This is a genomic window from Thermodesulfobacteriota bacterium, from assembly GCA_035325995.1.
Classification (GTDB): Bacteria; Desulfobacterota_D; UBA1144; order Nemesobacterales; family UBA2774; genus JADLGH01.
In genome coordinates, this window is record DAOKYU010000008.1 from 123,634 (window position 1) to 139,236 (window position 15,603).

Annotated in this window: 17 protein-coding genes and 1 tRNA gene; 10 read left to right on the plus strand and 8 right to left on the minus strand. The window is 57.3% G+C overall.

Translation table 11 applies throughout. From position 1 onward, the window contains the following. Positions 1 to 148: 148 nt before the first annotated feature. Positions 149 to 922 carry an SDR family oxidoreductase gene (locus PKC29_11610; protein ID HML96062.1) on the minus strand — a complete coding sequence of 258 codons (774 nt, stop codon included), beginning with the start codon at positions 920 to 922 and terminating at the stop codon, positions 149 to 151. An 85-nt stretch (positions 923 to 1,007) separates the two neighbouring features. Continuing rightward, entirely contained in the window at positions 1,008 to 1,697 is a 690-nt protein-coding gene (mtgA, locus tag PKC29_11615) for a monofunctional biosynthetic peptidoglycan transglycosylase (GenBank protein ID HML96063.1), read from the minus strand. A gap of 168 nt (positions 1,698 to 1,865) precedes the next feature. Here mtgA and gyrA point away from each other — a divergent pair, with 168 nt between their 5' ends. From gyrA to PKC29_11630, 3 genes are read left to right on the plus strand one after another with little or no spacing between them, the layout of a single operon-like run. Then, positions 1,866 to 4,331, plus strand: a complete 2,466-nt coding sequence (gyrA, locus tag PKC29_11620; GenBank protein HML96064.1) for a DNA gyrase subunit A — start codon at positions 1,866 to 1,868, stop codon at positions 4,329 to 4,331. A 9-nt stretch (positions 4,332 to 4,340) separates the two neighbouring features. After that, complete coding sequence (locus PKC29_11625) at positions 4,341 to 4,835, plus strand: PaaI family thioesterase (protein HML96065.1); 495 nt, start codon at positions 4,341 to 4,343, stop codon at positions 4,833 to 4,835. A gap of 1 nt (position 4,836) precedes the next feature. After that, a complete protein-coding gene (locus tag PKC29_11630; GenBank protein ID HML96066.1) occupies positions 4,837 to 5,442 on the plus strand; it encodes a glutathione S-transferase family protein in 606 nt (201 codons plus the stop codon). 20 nt (positions 5,443 to 5,462) lie between these two features. On the opposite strand, the gene PKC29_11635 is transcribed toward PKC29_11630, so the two are convergent. Further along, positions 5,463 to 5,536, minus strand: a tRNA-Gly gene (locus tag PKC29_11635). 96 nt (positions 5,537 to 5,632) lie between these two features. Here PKC29_11635 and proB point away from each other — a divergent pair. Both proB and mltG read left to right on the plus strand, forming a co-directional pair. After that, positions 5,633 to 6,772, plus strand: a complete 1,140-nt coding sequence (gene proB, locus PKC29_11640) for a glutamate 5-kinase (GenBank protein ID HML96067.1) — start codon at positions 5,633 to 5,635, stop codon at positions 6,770 to 6,772. A gap of 20 nt (positions 6,773 to 6,792) precedes the next feature. Next, positions 6,793 to 7,800 carry an endolytic transglycosylase MltG gene (gene mltG / locus PKC29_11645; protein ID HML96068.1) on the plus strand — a complete coding sequence of 336 codons (1,008 nt, stop codon included), beginning with the start codon at positions 6,793 to 6,795 and terminating at the stop codon, positions 7,798 to 7,800. A gap of 94 nt (positions 7,801 to 7,894) precedes the next feature. Here mltG and PKC29_11650 read toward each other — a convergent pair whose 3' ends face one another. Together PKC29_11650 and PKC29_11655 are read right to left on the minus strand one after the other, a co-directional pair. After that, positions 7,895 to 8,914 carry a vWA domain-containing protein gene (locus PKC29_11650; protein HML96069.1) on the minus strand — a complete coding sequence of 340 codons (1,020 nt, stop codon included), beginning with the start codon at positions 8,912 to 8,914 and terminating at the stop codon, positions 7,895 to 7,897. Positions 8,915 to 9,051: 137 nt separating this feature from the next. Then, the gene (locus PKC29_11655; protein ID HML96070.1) at positions 9,052 to 10,014 is read right to left on the minus strand and encodes a MoxR family ATPase; all 963 of its coding nucleotides are present in this window, start codon (positions 10,012 to 10,014) and stop codon (positions 9,052 to 9,054) included. A 188-nt stretch (positions 10,015 to 10,202) separates the two neighbouring features. Between PKC29_11655 and PKC29_11660 the strand changes: the two genes are divergently transcribed. The 3 genes from PKC29_11660 (at position 10,203) to PKC29_11670 (ending at position 12,522) form a co-directional block, all read left to right on the plus strand. Then, positions 10,203 to 11,564: a sodium:alanine symporter family protein gene (locus tag PKC29_11660; protein ID HML96071.1), complete on the plus strand. Its 1,362-nt coding sequence runs from the start codon at positions 10,203 to 10,205 to the stop codon at positions 11,562 to 11,564. Positions 11,565 to 11,650: 86 nt separating this feature from the next. Then, positions 11,651 to 12,100 carry a hypothetical protein gene (locus PKC29_11665; GenBank protein ID HML96072.1) on the plus strand — a complete coding sequence of 150 codons (450 nt, stop codon included), beginning with the start codon at positions 11,651 to 11,653 and terminating at the stop codon, positions 12,098 to 12,100. Then, a complete protein-coding gene (locus tag PKC29_11670; GenBank protein HML96073.1) occupies positions 12,097 to 12,522 on the plus strand; it encodes a hypothetical protein in 426 nt (141 codons plus the stop codon). The genes PKC29_11665 and PKC29_11670 overlap by 4 nt, the downstream gene beginning before the upstream one ends. 78 nt (positions 12,523 to 12,600) lie before the next feature. On the opposite strand, the gene PKC29_11675 is transcribed toward PKC29_11670, so the two are convergent. Next, the gene (locus PKC29_11675) at positions 12,601 to 12,831 is read right to left on the minus strand and encodes a hypothetical protein (GenBank protein HML96074.1); all 231 of its coding nucleotides are present in this window, start codon (positions 12,829 to 12,831) and stop codon (positions 12,601 to 12,603) included. A gap of 212 nt (positions 12,832 to 13,043) precedes the next feature. Between PKC29_11675 and PKC29_11680 the strand changes: the two genes are divergently transcribed. Beyond that, the gene (locus PKC29_11680; GenBank protein HML96075.1) at positions 13,044 to 13,322 is read left to right on the plus strand and encodes a hypothetical protein; all 279 of its coding nucleotides are present in this window, start codon (positions 13,044 to 13,046) and stop codon (positions 13,320 to 13,322) included. Here the strand turns inward: PKC29_11680 and PKC29_11685 are convergent. Both PKC29_11685 and PKC29_11690 read right to left on the minus strand, forming a co-directional pair. Continuing rightward, the gene (locus PKC29_11685) at positions 13,319 to 13,885 is read right to left on the minus strand and encodes an HAD-IIIA family hydrolase (GenBank protein ID HML96076.1); all 567 of its coding nucleotides are present in this window, start codon (positions 13,883 to 13,885) and stop codon (positions 13,319 to 13,321) included. The two genes, PKC29_11680 and PKC29_11685, sit on opposite strands and share 4 nt — an antisense overlap. Positions 13,886 to 14,030: 145 nt before the next feature. Further along, positions 14,031 to 14,243 (minus strand): hypothetical protein, encoded by a 213-nt coding sequence (locus PKC29_11690; GenBank protein ID HML96077.1) that lies wholly within the window; start codon positions 14,241 to 14,243, stop codon positions 14,031 to 14,033. 257 nt (positions 14,244 to 14,500) lie between these two features. Between PKC29_11690 and PKC29_11695 the strand changes: the two genes are divergently transcribed. Next, positions 14,501 to 15,595 (plus strand): site-2 protease family protein, encoded by a 1,095-nt coding sequence (locus tag PKC29_11695; protein HML96078.1) that lies wholly within the window; start codon positions 14,501 to 14,503, stop codon positions 15,593 to 15,595. Positions 15,596 to 15,603: the final 8 nt, after the last annotated feature.

Genomic DNA, 15,603 nt, shown 5'->3' on the forward strand with positions numbered 1-15,603 from the left:
GTGCTTTTTATAGAATCGGATCAGCTTCATATCCTTTTCTCCTTGTATGAGAATTGATATAACCAAAGCAAATGATTATAAAATCCAGAATAACATATAAAACTTCCAGAGCAACAAGTTTAATTAATCGTCCAATTTTATAACTGGCTCACGACTGTAGTGACTTTACTATCTTCCTCACTAAAAACCTCGGCATGAATCTAAGGAGCACGGGTATCAGCTTCTGCTTTATCCCGGGGAGGACGATAACCTTCCCCCGCCTGAACCCTTCGTACCCCTCCCTGACGACAGGCCCCACGTCCATGAGGCTCATCTTGAAAAGGAGCGAATCGTCGAGCTCCGACTTCTCCCCGAACTCCGTCCTCACGGGCCCCGGCGCGAGGCACGATATCTTTATGCCGGGGTTCTTCACCTCCTCGGAAAGCGCCTCCGTGAACGACAGGACGTACGCCTTCGTCGCGTAATACACGGCCAGGTTCGGCCCCGGCTGAAACCCCGCGAGCGAGCCCACGTTCAGGATACCGCCGCGCCCCCTCTCTATGATCCCCGGGAGGAAGAGCCTCGTCAGGTGCGTAAGCGCTGCGACGTTCACCTGCACCATGTCCACCTGCATGTCCGGGTCGAGGTTCGCGAAAGGCCCCCTCGCTCCGAACCCGGCGTTGTTCACGACGACGTCCACGTCTATACCTTCTCTTTTCAGGTGCTCGTATATTTCTTTGGGAGCCGCGGGGTCCGACAGGTCCTTCGGGAGCACGAAAACGTCCACACCGAACTCGTCCTTGAGCTCGCCTGCGAGGGCCCTGAGCCTCTCCTCTCTTCTTGCCACAAGAACCAGGTCGGAGCCGTCCGCTGCGAAGAGCTTCGCCAGCTCCCATCCTATCCCCGACGACGCCCCCGTTATGAGTGCCCTTTCGGCTGCCATATCCTTGTATCCTCCTCTGTTCAGGCTGTTTCTAATGTTTACACCGCCGGGTTCTTATGTCAACGAAAGGCCGTCCGCGTTCCGCTCACTCCAGCTTCTTAAGATACGCCGTCCCCCCGAGGTTACCCATCTGCCCCATTATCCACGCCTGCCGCTCCCTGACGTAACCGGACGGCCTCCCCGGCGACATCCTCTCCGGGTTCGGCAGAACGGCCGCTATGAGTGCTGCCTCGGCCGCTGTAAGTCTCTTCGCCGGCTTCCCGAAATACACCTCCGCCGCGCTCGAAGCCCCGTATATCCCCGGCCCCGTCTCCATGACGTTCAGATAAACCTCCAGTATCCTCTTCTTCCCCCAGAGCGTCTCGATTAAAAACGTAAAATACGTCTCCGCCCCCTTCCTCGTCCACGTCCGCGACGGCCACAGGAACACGTTCTTCGCCGTCTGCTGGCTTATAGTGCTCGCTCCCCTTAGCCTTTTGCCCCTGTTCTTATCCTCGATGGCGTCTATTATCGAATCCACGTCGAACCCGCCATGTACGGGATACGTCTGGTCCTCGGCCGCGATAACGGCGAGCTTCATGTTCCCCGAAATCTCTCCGTAATCCTTCCACTCCTTCTTTATAGGTTTCCCCTCCCCGAAGTACTTCATAACCATGAGCGGCGTCACGGGCGGGTTCACGAACCTGTAGAGGAAAACCCACCCCACGGTGGCCAGAAGCACGAACAGGACGGCCTTAAAGACGAATTTCGCGGCTTTCCACGCAAATCTTTTCATCGCTCTCCCTAACTATACTATCCATTAATCAGAATAAGTTATACCCGTATCCGCACATTTTCCGCCTCCCCCTCCCCCTCGCGAAGGCCTTCGTAAATTGACTCTTGCCCCTCCCTCATATAACCTTATTAGCCAATATTTATAGATATTTAGGAGGCTTTAAGCTAAATGACGACGCCGTCACAGATTCTCCCCGTCAACATCGAAGACGAGATGAAGGAGTCTTACCTCAGCTATTCGATGAGCGTAATAATCGGGCGCGCCCTGCCCGACGTGAGAGACGGGCTCAAGCCTGTCCACAGAAGGATACTCTTCGGCATGGAAGAGGTCGGCAACCAGTGGAACAGGCCCTATAAAAAATCGGCTAGGATCGTCGGAGACGTGATGGGTAAATACCACCCCCACGGCGACGCCGCTCTCTACGACGCCCTCGTCAGGATGGCCCAGGATTTCTCCATGCGCTACACACTCGTCGACGGCCAGGGCAACTTCGGCTCCATCGACGGCGACCCGCCGGCCGCAATGAGGTACACCGAGGTCAGGCTCGACAGAATAGCGAGCGAAATGCTCGAGGACCTCGACAAGGAAACGGTCGACTTCGTACCCAACTACGACGGCGGCGAGCACGAGCCGCTCGTCCTTCCAGCGAAAATACCGAACCTCCTCCTTAACGGCTCCTCCGGAATCGCGGTCGGCATGTCTACGAACATCCCGCCACATAACCTTAACGAGCTCACCAGCGCCGTTATCGCGCAGATTGGCAATCCCGAAATCACGCTCGACGAGCTGATGACGCACATCCCCGGCCCCGACTTCCCGACGGGCGGGCTCATCACCGGCAGGCGGCCCATACGCGAGGCGTACGAGACAGGCAGGGGCATAATCAGGATACGCGCCAAGGCCCGCATCGAGCGCCAGAAGAAGGGCGACCGCGAGGTCATCATCGTCACCGAAATCCCCTACCAGGTTAATAAAACGCGCCTCATTGAGCGCATAGCCGACCTCGTAAAGGAAGAGAAGATAAAGGGCATCTCCGACATCAGGGACGAGTCCGACAGGGACGGCATAAGGATCGTAATCGAGGTAAAGAGGGGCGACTACGCCGACGTCGTCTTAAACCAGCTCTACAAGCACACGCCGATGGACACCTCCTTCGGCATCATACTCCTCGCCCTCGTACGCAACCAGCCGCGCGTGCTCTCGCTCAAGGAGACGATAAACCACTTCATCGAGCACCGCAAGGAAGTCGTCACCCGGCGCACCCAGTTCGAGCTCGCCAAGGCCGAGGCCAGGCTCCACATCCTGGAGGGTCTCAAGATAGCGCTCGACCACCTCGACGAGGTAATCGCCCTCATACGCTCCTCCGACAGCCCGCAGACGGCCAAGGACGGCCTCATGCAGAAGCTCGGCCTCTCCGACCTCCAGGCCCAGGCCATACTCGACATGAGGCTCCAGAGGCTGACGGCCCTCGAAAGGGACAAGATACTCGAAGAGCGCAGGGAGCTTATCGCCACTGTCGCGAGGCTCAAGGAAATACTCGCCAACGAGCGCCTCATCCTCGAAATCATCACGGACGAGCTCTCCGCGATAAAAGATAAATACGGCGACGAGCGCAGGACCGAAATACTCGACAGCCTCGAGGAACTCTCCCTCGAAGACCTCATCGCCGACGAGGACATGGTCGTCACCATAACCCACGAGGGCTACATCAAAACGACCCCGCTCAGCATCTACAGGAGCCAGAAGAGGGGCGGCAAGGGCCGCACAGGCATAACGACCAAGGAGCTCGACTTCGTCGAAACCCTCTTCATAGCGTCCAAGCACAACTACGTCCTCTTCTTCACCAATTTGGGAAGGTGCTACTGGAAGAAGGTCCACGAGATACCCGAGGCCGGCCCGGCGGCGAGGGGCAAGGCCCTCGTCAACCTCTTGAACCTCACCTCGGGCGAGAAGGTCGCGGCGGTCCTTCCGGTAAGGGAGTTCAAGGAAGGCAGCTACATAATGATGGCCACGCGTAACGGCATCGTGAAAAAGACCGAGCTCATGGCCTACTCCAACCCGCGCGTCGGCGGCATCATAGCGCTCAACATCCGCGAGGGCGACGAGCTCATCGAAGCCCGCCTCACGAGCGGAAACGACGAAATCCTCCTCACGTCCTACTTCGGCCAGGCGATAAGGTTCAGGGAAGACGACGTTAGGGACATGGGAAGGACGGCGACGGGCGTAATCGGCATAAGGCTCGACGAGGGCGACAAGGTCGTAAGCCTCGAGGTCATAGAAAACCCCGAGGCCCAGATACTCACCGTAACCGAAATGGGATACGGCAAGAGAACCCTCGTCTCCGAATACAGGGTCACGGGCCGCGGAGGGAAAGGCATCATTACGATAAAAACCACCGGCAAGAACGGCAGGGTAGTGGGGGCCTTCCAGGTGACGAACGACACGCAGATAATGATTATCACGACGCAGTCCGGCAAGGTCATCCGCATGAACGCGTCCGGTATAAGCATATACGGGCGCGGGACGCAGGGCGTAAAGCTCATAGGGCTCGAGCCCGACGAAAGGGTGGCGGCCGTCGCCAAGGTAGTCGAAAAGGAGCAGGATACGGCGGTCGAGCCGCTCGAATCTGAATAGCTTCCCGAGATGATACGTAAAGTAGAAAACATATTCCTCGACTTCCCGGGCTACGGCTGCTTCGCGTGCGACCCGAATAACAGCCACGGCCTCCGGCTCGAATTCTTCGCCGACGACGAGAAGGGCGTGGTCTTCACGAAGATCACCCCCGACGGGCACCTTCAAGGCTTCCCCGGCATTCTCCACGGCGGCATACAATGCGCCCTCGTCGACGAGGTGGCATTCTGGACGATGTTCGACAGGCACAAAAAGATAGCCCTCACGACCAACATAAATATGGAGTTTATGAGCCCGGTCGGTCTTTCCGGCGAGCTCACGGTTTCCGGCAAAATAGTTCGCGAGGAGGGGCGCAAGATAGGCGTCGACGTCAGTATCGTCTCCCCCTCGGGCAAGGTTTGCACGAAGAGCAGCGTAGATTATATTATCCCGAAGAAGGAAGTGACGATGAGGATCATGGGGAAGGAAAGGTTCACTCCCAAATTCACGCAATACCTGGAAGACTGATATGCTAAAGCTATACGACCATCCGCTGTCCGGAAACTGCTACAAGGTAAGGCTTGCGCTCAATCAGCTCGGAGTCGAGTACGAAAAGGTATACCTCGACATTTTCAAGGGCGAGCAGCACTCGGGGGACTACCGGGCCGTAAACCCCAACAGGAAGATACCGGTGCTTATAGACGGCGATTTCAATATGTGGGAATCGAACGCCATACTGCTCTACCTCGGGAAGAAATACTCCCCGAACCCCCTCTATCCCGAAGACCTCTCCGCGTTCGGCAAAATGGCGCAGTGGCTTTTCTTCGGCAAAACTTCCATAGACCCGAACCTCGCCGTTGCAAGGTTCATGACGAAATTCCTGCCGCCCGAATCCGTCGACGAGAAAAGACTCGACGAAATAAGAGCCCAGGGGAACGCCGTCCTTCAGGTGCTCGACAGCCACCTCGAACACTACGATTTCCTCGCCGGTGATTATTCCATGGCCGACATCGCATGCTTCCCCTACGTCGATCTGGCCCCGGAAGGCGGAATAGACCTCTCGCCTTATTCCAGCGTCATTCTCTGGTGCGACAGGATAAAATCCCGTCCGGGTTTTATAAAGATGGAAGACTGAGTCACGGAAGGTTGATTTTGAGCGGGAAACGGGATTCGAACCCGCGACCTTCTCCTTGGCAAGGAGACGCTCTAGCCAGCTGAGCTATTCCCGCTGAACGGATGATTAAGATAGCCAGATAAGGACCCGTTGTCAAGCGCGCTCATGAAGTAATCTCTACACGCAAACGAACGTATGTAGGCGAAACGACATGGATAATACGAGCAGAAAAGCGATTATATCGCGCACGAAAAGGGCGATCATCAAGATAGGCAGCAGCGTCCTCACGGACGACGGGGGCATCCTCGACGAGTCCGCGTTCGACCGCCTCGCGAAGGCCATCTCGGCCGTAAAGAGCCAGAAGCGCGACGTCGCCGTCGTCTCCTCCGGGGCGATAGCCTCGGGGATGAAAAAGCTCGGCCTCACACGAAAGCCCACCGAGGTCTCCATGAAGCAGGCCATAGCCGCATGCGGCCAGAGCACCCTCATACGGAATTACGAAAGGGCCTTTTCGTCATACGGCGAAAAGGTGGCCCAGATACTCCTCACTCACGACGGCCTCACCGACAGAAAACGCTTTCTCAACGCGAGGAAAACCCTCATCACGCTCTTCGATATGAACATAATCCCCATCATAAACGAAAACGACACGGTGGCGGTCGAGGAGATTATGCTCGGCGACAACGACAACCTGGCGGCCCACGTAACGTCCCTCGTCGAGGCCGACCTCCTCGTGCTCCTCACGGACATAGGCGGGCTCTACGACAAAGACCCTCGCCGCAGCCGCGACGCCGAGCTCATAACCCTCATCGACCGCATAGATAAAAACGTCGAGTCGGTCGCCGGCGACACGTCCGGGCGCACGACGACGGGCGGCATGAAGACGAAAATACAGGCCGCGCGGACTGCGGCGGCGTTCGGCGTGCCGACGATAATCGCGAACGGCAGGGAAAAATCCACGCTCGAAGACATATTCGCCGGGAAGGAGGTCGGGACGCTCTTCCTCCCTTCCGGGGCGAGCCTCAGCCGGAGGAAACACTGGATAGCCTTCACCCGAAAATCCGCGGGCCAGATAATAATTGACGACGGGGCGAGGAATGCGATATCCTCTAAAGGGAAGAGCCTTCTCCCCTCGGGGATAAAAGGCGTCCGGGGAAAGTTCGGCGTCGGCGAATCGGTGACGTGCGTCGACGAATCCGGTGCCGAAGTGGCGCGCGGGCTCACCTCCTACAGCTCCGAGGAAATAAAGCTCATAATGGGCAGGAGCACACGCGACATCGAAGCCGTTCTCGGCTACAAATACAGCGACGAGGTCATCCACAGGGACGACCTCGCCATAATCGTCAATTAGACTATAAAGCCGTTCCGGATATGCGCTCAGGTAAATTAAAGCTTCTTCTTATTCTCGTATTTGCTCTTTTTCTCCTTGCCGGGGCCTCCGCGCTGGGCCTCTACTACTACGTCAACGAAGTCCCCTCCGTAAAGACGGATACCGTCGTGGAGATACCGAAAGGGAAGGGCGTCCGCGGCATAGCCGTAATGCTCGAAGACGAAGGGGTAGTCGCGAGCGGCAGGCTCTTTCTCTACTATTCCGTCGTATCGGGCGTCCAGAACAGGCTCCAGGCGGGTGAGTACGAGTTCAAAAAAGGTTCTACCGTCTCGGACGTTCTGGCCAGGATCGTAAAAGGCGACGTCCTCCTTCACAGGGTCACCATTCCCGAGGGCCTCACTGTAAAGGAAACCGCCTTGCTCCTCGACAAAAAGGGCCTCTTTCCGAGCGCGGATTTTCTGGCGGCGGCTGCCGACCCGGGCCTCGTCGCGAGCCTCCCTGGCCCGCCGCTCACGGGGGCCGAAGGATACCTCTATCCCGAAACCTACACGTACAAAAAAGGGGTCACGCCCGAAGAATTCGTCAGGATGATGACCGACAGGTTCAGGTCCGTCTATGCGTCGTTCGACGGAATGAAGAACCGGGTCAACCTCACGGACAACGAGATAATAATCCTGGCTTCGATGATAGAAAAGGAGGCCGGTGACGTAAAGGAGCGCCCCCTCGTCTCGGCCGTCTTCCACAACAGGCTAAGGGCCGGTATGAGACTCGAAAGCGATCCCACGGTCATCTACGGCATGGGCGACGATTTCGACGGCAATCTCGTGCGGAGCGACCTTCGCACGATGACACAGTACAACACCTACGTCATAAAGGGCCTTCCGCCCGGCCCCATAGCCAATCCCGGCAAGGGTTCGATCGAGGCGGCGCTCGATCCCGCGCCGGTCGATTACCTCTACTTCGTTTCGAGAGGCGACGGAACACACGTCTTTTCGACGAGCTACCGCGACCACGTAAACGCCGTCAACCGCTATCAGCGCCGGCGCTGAACGTAACCCTCCCGCCTCGTTTTTCATTCCGGATTCGCCGCACCGATCCCGTGCGGCTTCGGCGCTTCGGCGCCCCACTGGTGTGAGGGCTCCCTTACGCGAAGACCTTGCTGAAGGGGTCCACCTGCGACTTCTCGTCGTGGATCGGTACGATATAGCTCTTGTCCCTTCTCTCGATGCGTATGGTGCCGTCCTTCCTGCGGGTGGCGATGAACTGGGTCCCGCTCGTCTCGCCCGATATCTTCTGGAGTATCCGTGGATAGTTCTTCGAGCCGATGAATATCGAATGGATGCAGACCCCGAGCTTCTTCGCCCTCACCCTCTCGGCCAGAACGTCGCAGTCGCCCGAGGTCGGTATGCCGTCCGTAATGAACAGTATATGCTTGTTCCGAAGGCCCCTCCCCCTGAACTCCGTAAGCGCGTCCTTGAGCGCGTCCTCGTAGTTCGTGTTGCCCGAGCACTCGGTCTTCGAAGCGAGCTCCATCATCCAGTTGTAATCCCTGGTGAAGAACTTCGAGTTCCTCTTGTACTTATACGAGCGGTGGTTGAACTCTATGTACCCGACGCGCATCTTCTTCGACCTCGCGAGCTCGATGACGCCCCTTACGACGGAGGACGACCACTCGCTGTAAACGCCCATCATCGACGTGCTGACGTCCCTCAGGATGGCTATCTCCCCGCCCATCATCTCCTTTTCGCGCCTGTGCACGCGGGGGAGGCTCGGGGTCGTGTGCTCGCTCCAGATCATGATCTCCGAAGGGTCCACGTCCTCCATCTCGTCGAAATGGCTCATGCGCTTCCACTTCCTCGGAAGCCCGCCCGGATGGTCGCCGCGGAGCGCGATGTTGCGCTGAAAGTTCCCTTCGAGGACCTTCATTATGACCTTCACGTTGTCCGCGGATTCGAGGTTCTTCTTCCCGCCGATCCAGTAATCTTCCTCGTCGCCCGGGTCGGGGGACTTGCTGGCGAAAACCTTGTTGGATTTCGGGGGTTCTTTCTCGTCCCGCTTCTGCCCGTCGTCCGTGGTCTCTCCCGTCGCATCGGACGGAATGTTCAGGTCCTCGGGCGGGGCCATGCTGGTCTCTTTCTGGATATTGTCCTTAAGTTCCTTCAAGGCCTGGAAAAAGGTCTTGCGGGCTTCGGAAAGGTCGTCCTTCTGCGATTCCTTCCTGGCCTGCTCGTCGGGTATCTCCTGCTTGGATTCTTCCCCGGGCAGGTCCTGCTCGAACTCAGAGGACGGCTCCTGCTGTTCTAGCTCGTTCCCCCGGTCCCTGTCTTTTTTTTTTTGGTCGTGAGGTCCTCGATTATCTGGTCGAGCTGTAAAAAGACCTCTTCAGGGATACGGAAAGCCGTCATGTATTTAAGGGCGTTCAAATCTTCGAGCGTGCAGACCTCCCTGCCGTGGAGAAGGGCGTGCGCCCTCATTATCTTGAGCGACTTCACGAAGAAGGTCCTGTCGGAAATCATGGAGTTCGACTCGTCGCAGCCGTAGTCCTCGATAAGGGTCGCCACGAAGTTGGCGAGCGCTTCCTGCACCTCTTCCGGAATAGCGACGCTCCCCAGCTTCTGGTAGTACTCGTCGAAGACTTCCTTGCTGACCCTCGGCGGCACCTGGTATTCGGCCGGCCTTTCGGTGTAGAGCCTTATGACCTCTTTCGCCTCGTCCCACTTCTTTCCGTAGGAAAGCCCCTGCGAGTTTATCTGGAGCACGAACCTGTCCAGGTTCGCCGGGTCGAGCGGCTCGTTGTAATACTCGTCGGCCGTCGGGTTGCTCGTTGCGATAGCCGTCAACAGCGGAATGCTCTCGTCGAAGAATTTTCTTTCGTTCAGTATTCGTAAAAGTACGTTGAGCGATTCCCCGGGAGCGCGGGATATGTCGTCCAGAAGGCATATCTCCGCCGTCAATATACCGCCCTTGACGACCCTCTGCTTTATGACCTCCCCGGTCTCGGTCTGCTCTTTCGATATAACGAGGTCGCCCAGAAGCTCCGAGAGCCTCGTATCCCTGTGGAGCTGATAGAAGAAGAATTTCAGCTGCGCCGCTCCCGATATAATTTCCGCGAGCATCGTCTTCGCGGTCCCGGGCGGTCCCTCCACATATATATGCTCCCTGGCTATAACGCCCAGAAGGAGCGCTATTTTCACTTCCTCGTGCCCCACAACCAGCTTGTCCATCTCTTCTTTCAGGGCTACGAACGGATTTTGTGTGCTCATACTTAGGTTTAGCCTCCGGTATGTTTCCTCTAGCTGTCATTAATTGTACATAAGGGGTGTTTTTTTTGCAATAAAGCCGCCCCCGGGCGCTTCCATTTGAAAAACGGTTTCATTAAAACCGTACGGGTTTACAATCGGCCGCAAAATGTGATATGTTGTGGTTCCATTAACGGGGGGACGACTACTTCATGCATGAGCGAATAACAGAGATTCTGGTGGCGATAAGCGGTTATGTGTGGGGCCTCCCCATGATTCTTCTTCTTCTCGGGACAGGCATATACCTTACGATAATCCTGAGGGGCATGCAGATATGGACGCTGTGGCCCGCGCTCAGGCTCGCTTTCTTAAGGAAATACCAGGAGCAGGACGCCGAGGGCGACATATCTCACTTCCAGGCCCTGATGACGGCCCTGTCGGCGACGGTAGGCGTCGGCAACATAGCGGGCGTCGCGACGGCCATAGCCGTCGGCGGCCCCGGGGCCCTCTTCTGGATGTGGATTACTGGCCTCCTCGGAATGGCCACCAAATACTCCGAAGCCGTCCTCGCCGTAAAGTACAGGGAGGTCGATAAATTCGGCATGATGAGCGGCGGCCCGATGTACTACATCTCAAACGGCCTCGGCTTCAGGAAGCTCGGCGTCATGTTCGCCGTCTTCACCGTCTTCGCTACGTTCGGCATAGGCAACATGGTCCAGTCCAATTCCGTGGCCCAGGCCATGAGCGATACCTTCAGCATTCCGGTCTGGATAACCGGGATCGTTCTCTGCATAGGGACCGGCCTCATCATAGTCGGCGGCATCAAGAGCATCGCGAAGGTTACGAGCGCCATGGTGCCGTTCATGATAATCTTCTACATCGTCGGCTCCGTGATAGCTCTCGTATCCTTCAGGGCAAATATAATCGACGCTTTCGGGCTCGTTTTCCACTACGCCTTCAACCCGACGGCGGCGGCGGGAGGCTTCCTCGGCTCGACGATTGCGCTGACAATGCGTATGGGCATAGCGCGGGGCATATTCTCCAACGAATCCGGACTCGGCAGCTCGCCTATCGCGGCTGCGGCGGCGAAGACGAAAAACCCCGTCGGACAGGCGCTCGTATCGATGACCCAGACGTTCATAGATACGATCATCGTCTGCACGTTCACGGGCATAGTGATAATTTCGAGCGGGCTCTGGTCCAACGGCGAAACCGGCGCAGTCCTTTCCTCGTCGGCCTTCGAGCTGGGCATGTCCCACAAGCTCGGGGCTGCGGTGCTCGCCATAAGCCTCGCTTTCTTCGCGTACTCGACACTCGTCGGGTGGAGCTACTACGGTGAAAAGGCGATCGAATTCCTGTTCAAGGAAGGAATAATCAAGCCCTACAGGGTGCTGTTCACGCTGGTCGTCTTCGTCGGCGCCGTCGTAAAGCTCGAGCTCGTATGGGCTTTCGCCGACATAACGAACGGCCTCATGGCCTTCCCCAACCTCGTCGGCCTCCTCGGGCTCTCCCGGGTCGTGGTCGAGGAAACGAAAAAATACCTCCCGACGGAGCTCGATCGCCTGAGGCAGTGATCCGGCAGTCGTCGCGCCCGCCTGTTCCGCCCACGGTTTCTAAGCCAGCTTTTTTTGGCTAAAATATAGGCTCTGATACGTCCATCATGAAAGACTTCGCCCGCATCCTTTTCGCCGCAGTCATCATCTCCTTATCGTGGGGCCCCGCCGCCCGATCCGTCGAGTGGACGCCCGTAGGGTACGGCACCCTCGACGATTCCTCGCGCTTCGACGTCTTCATAGACACAGGGAGCATAAAAACCGAAGGCGGCAAGACCAGGTTCTGGCAGGGCCACGTCTTTTACGAGGAGCAGCCGCTCCCCTCCGGTAAATCCTACATCAGGATAACGATAGGAAGGGCCGTCGACTGCGCTACCGGGACGGACTCCAACCTCGAAGCCGTCTTCTACGCCCCCGACGGCTCGATAGTCGACAATTACTCCGCGGGCGGGGCGTCCGAATTCAAGCCAGTAATTCCCGAAACGATCAGCGAGGCCGTGCTCGGCTTCGTCTGCGATTCGTTTAACGACAACGTAAAAGGTGGCTCTCAACCATGAAAATTATCGTCGTTCTGGTTTTTTCCGTGCTTGCATCCGCGCTGGTGCTTTCGTGTAAAAGCGAATCCGGCCCCGACGGCGACTGGAAGTTCGTCGCCAAAATCGCCGACGAAAACAAAAAACCCGTGGCCGTTTACATGGACCTGAAAAGCATCGAAATAAACGACAACATCAGGAAGTTCTGGATACGTTACGTCGGCAAAAAGCCCGGGAATACCGGCGAAACGTTCATACGGCAGACAGGCTACTGGGAAGTAGACTGTTTCGACAGGACTCTCTATCGTATCGGTGAGGAATACTACAATCCCGAGGGGATGCTAACGGGAAAAAGCGACGAAAGGGTGAAGGAAGAATACAAGTCCGGCGAGGCGCTCGGCGCGAAGCTCGCTGCTATGGCGTGCAGATACGCAGGCAGGAAGTAAACCCCGAAGTGCTCACGTTCCCGCCTGCCCGATTTAATCCACGCTGATTTCGTGACGTCCACGGTCCGCTCGCTCCCGTCAGTGAACTATGTCGCTCGGTATGAGCACCATCTCCCACAACGAGAACATTACCTCTTCTTTCCTGCTGAGCTCGGGCTTCTTTCCTTCGAGCATCTCCTTCGCGTACCTGTTGGCGAATTCGTTGAGATCGCTTATGGAAACGTCAAACTCTTCCACCTCGTCGTGAAAATTGACGTGAAAACCGTTTTCTTTCTGTGTTGCGGTAAACCCGCTTATCTCTCTATGCATGTTTTTCTCCTTCTAAAAATCAATATAATCACCGTTTTCGCCTTTTAAAGGGCCCGATTTCGCATGTTCATCGTTTACAGGCCGGCGCGGCCTCCGCGCTCCCCTGCATCTCTTCTGATGCTTTCTGGCTCGAGCCGGATTCCGCTTGTAAAAGACGCCGCGTTCTTAGTTTCCCCGAAACGGTGTAGACTATTCTCTAATCGGGGGGACACATGAGCGGACCGTTTCTGACAGGGGACAAGGCGCTTGAAAGGCTCGGGGATATGACGGGCCTCGTCTGCGGCATAGCCGACAAGGAAGGCATAGGCCCCTACGAAACGAAGCTCCTCGAAAGGTACCTCCTCGACATGGAAGCGGCACTCCGCTCGCGCGACGTCGAAAAGGCCAAGTCCCTGGTCATGCGCCTGCTTACGGAAGTCCTCGGTTACGACAGCGTACGGGCAAAATTCGTCATGTACAACCACCTCAACAAAAACGCCGGCTGGGACTAGTCCCGGCCCTCACCCTCAGCGGCTATCCTCTCCGCGGCCGCCGCGAAATCCCTTTCGATATAATCGGCGTAATGCGAATACAGGTCCCACCCGGTAAGCACCTGAACGGTCCTGAGCCCGGCTTTCTTCCCGGCGATCATGTCTATGTCCGAATCCCCGACCATCCACGACCGCTGCCTGTCTACGCCGTGCTTTTTCGACAGCGCGTCTATCATCCCGGTCCGGGGCTTGCGGCAAATGCACGCCATGTTATAGGGCGACACGGTTCCCCTGGGGTTGTGCGGACAGTATGCGTATTCCTCGATGTAAACCCCTCTTTCCTCGAGTATAAGGTCCAGGTAATTGTGAAGCTCGTTTACGTCCGTCTCCGTAAGGTGCCCGCTCGCCACCCGGCTCTGGTTCGTCACTACGAACAGGAGATACCCCCTGTCCTTAAGGAGCCTGAGCGCCTCTACATAATTCTCCGGCACGTAGAAATCCCCGACCCTGTAAATGTATCTCTCTCCCCCTTCGGGAAGTAAAATGGTCTTGTCCCTGTCGAGGAATACAGCCTTTGATTCCACTGCGCTCTCCTTTGTCCGGACACTCTGAAAGAATACGCGACGATGCGCTCCCCGGGCGACGCCGGGGACAGACTTGCGGGGCAATGCCGTATATCTCGGGATTAACTGGCTTTCGAGCTCTCTGGTGTGCGCCGGTGCGGCCGGTCTACTTCGCCGCCTTGAAATACCTGTCCCTGGCTTCCTTCGGGAGGTGGCGCTTAAGATATTCGTAGACGGCTTCCCTCACTATCTGCGCCGGCCTCATCTGCAAATGCCACTGCGATTCATTCAGCATGTCCACGAATTCCTGCGAGGCCTTGACGTATATGGCCTTGTCGAGCGTTTCTTTCTTGCGGCCTTCCTTTTTCCGGGTAACCATATTTTAAGTATATACCATATTTTTCATATAAAATGAATAGCCTCGTCCTCTCTCGCACGGCGTCCGGTTCTTGTTTAATTATACCGGCCGGGCCGGGCGGCGGCGTAAGCGGGAGGCCGGCGCGTCGTGTATATTAATCTATATAGCTGCCTGGCAGCCGGCCGCTCCCCGAACGCGTCGTTCCGGCGCGTCTCCGGCGTATTTTCAGGCATAAAAGCGCAGGTATTCGGCCGCATAAAGGCGTGGGGGTAATATCGATGAAATGGTCCTGGAAGCTCGGAGAATTCGGCGGTATTCCTGTCTATATCCACGCGACCTTCCTTCTCATCATAGCGTGGGTGGTCCTCGTTCACTGGACGAGCGGCGAAACCCTCTCCTCCATCATAGGCGGGGTAATTTTCGTCCTGGCGCTCTTTCTCTGCGTCGTCCTGCACGAGTACGGCCACGCCCTCACAGCCAAACGCTACGGTATTAAAACGCGCGACATCACGCTCCTCCCCATAGGCGGCCTCGCCCGTCTCGAGCGCATGCCCGACGCCCCGATGCAGGAGCTCAAGGTCGCCCTCGCGGGCCCGGCCGTCAACGTCGTCATAGCGGCCCTCCTCTACGCGTGGCTCGTTCTGACGCGGGGCCTCGGCCCCCTCGGCGACCTCACTCTTACGCAAGGCTCCTTCGCCGAGCGGCTCATGCTGGTCAACATCTTCCTCGTCGTCTTTAACCTCATTCCCGCCTTCCCCATGGACGGCGGGCGGGTGCTGAGGGCTCTACTGGCCCTGCGGACAGACTACACACGCGCCACGCAGACCGCCGCAACGATAGGGCAGGGCATCGCCCTTCTCTTCGGGTTCATAGGCCTCTTTACGAATCCCTTTCTCGTCTTCATCGCCCTGTTCGTATGGATAGGGGCCGCGCAGGAGGCCACGATGGTAAAGGTCAGGTCGGCGCTTGGTGGCGTGCCGGTCGAAAAGGCCATGCTGACCGACTTCAAAACCGTAAGCCCCGACGATCCACTGAGCCGCATCATCGAGCTCACGATGTCCGGCTCCCAGCAGGACTACCCCGTCACGGACGGCTCCGGAATAGTCGGCGTCGTAACGCACGGGGACCTCATAAAAGGGCTTTCTGAGCACGGCGAAAGCGCCGCCGCAGGCGCGATCATGCGCCGCGAGTTCCAGGTGCTCGACCCGGGCGAGATGCTCGAGGCCGCCTTCATGCGCATCCAGTCGAGCGACCTCATGACTGTCCCCGTCGTAAGGAACGGCAGCCTCGTGGGCCTTCTGACGATGGACAACGTCGGCGAGTTCATGAGGATACAGGCCGCGATGTCCGAGAAGAGGGCGAGGGCCTGGTAACGGCGCCC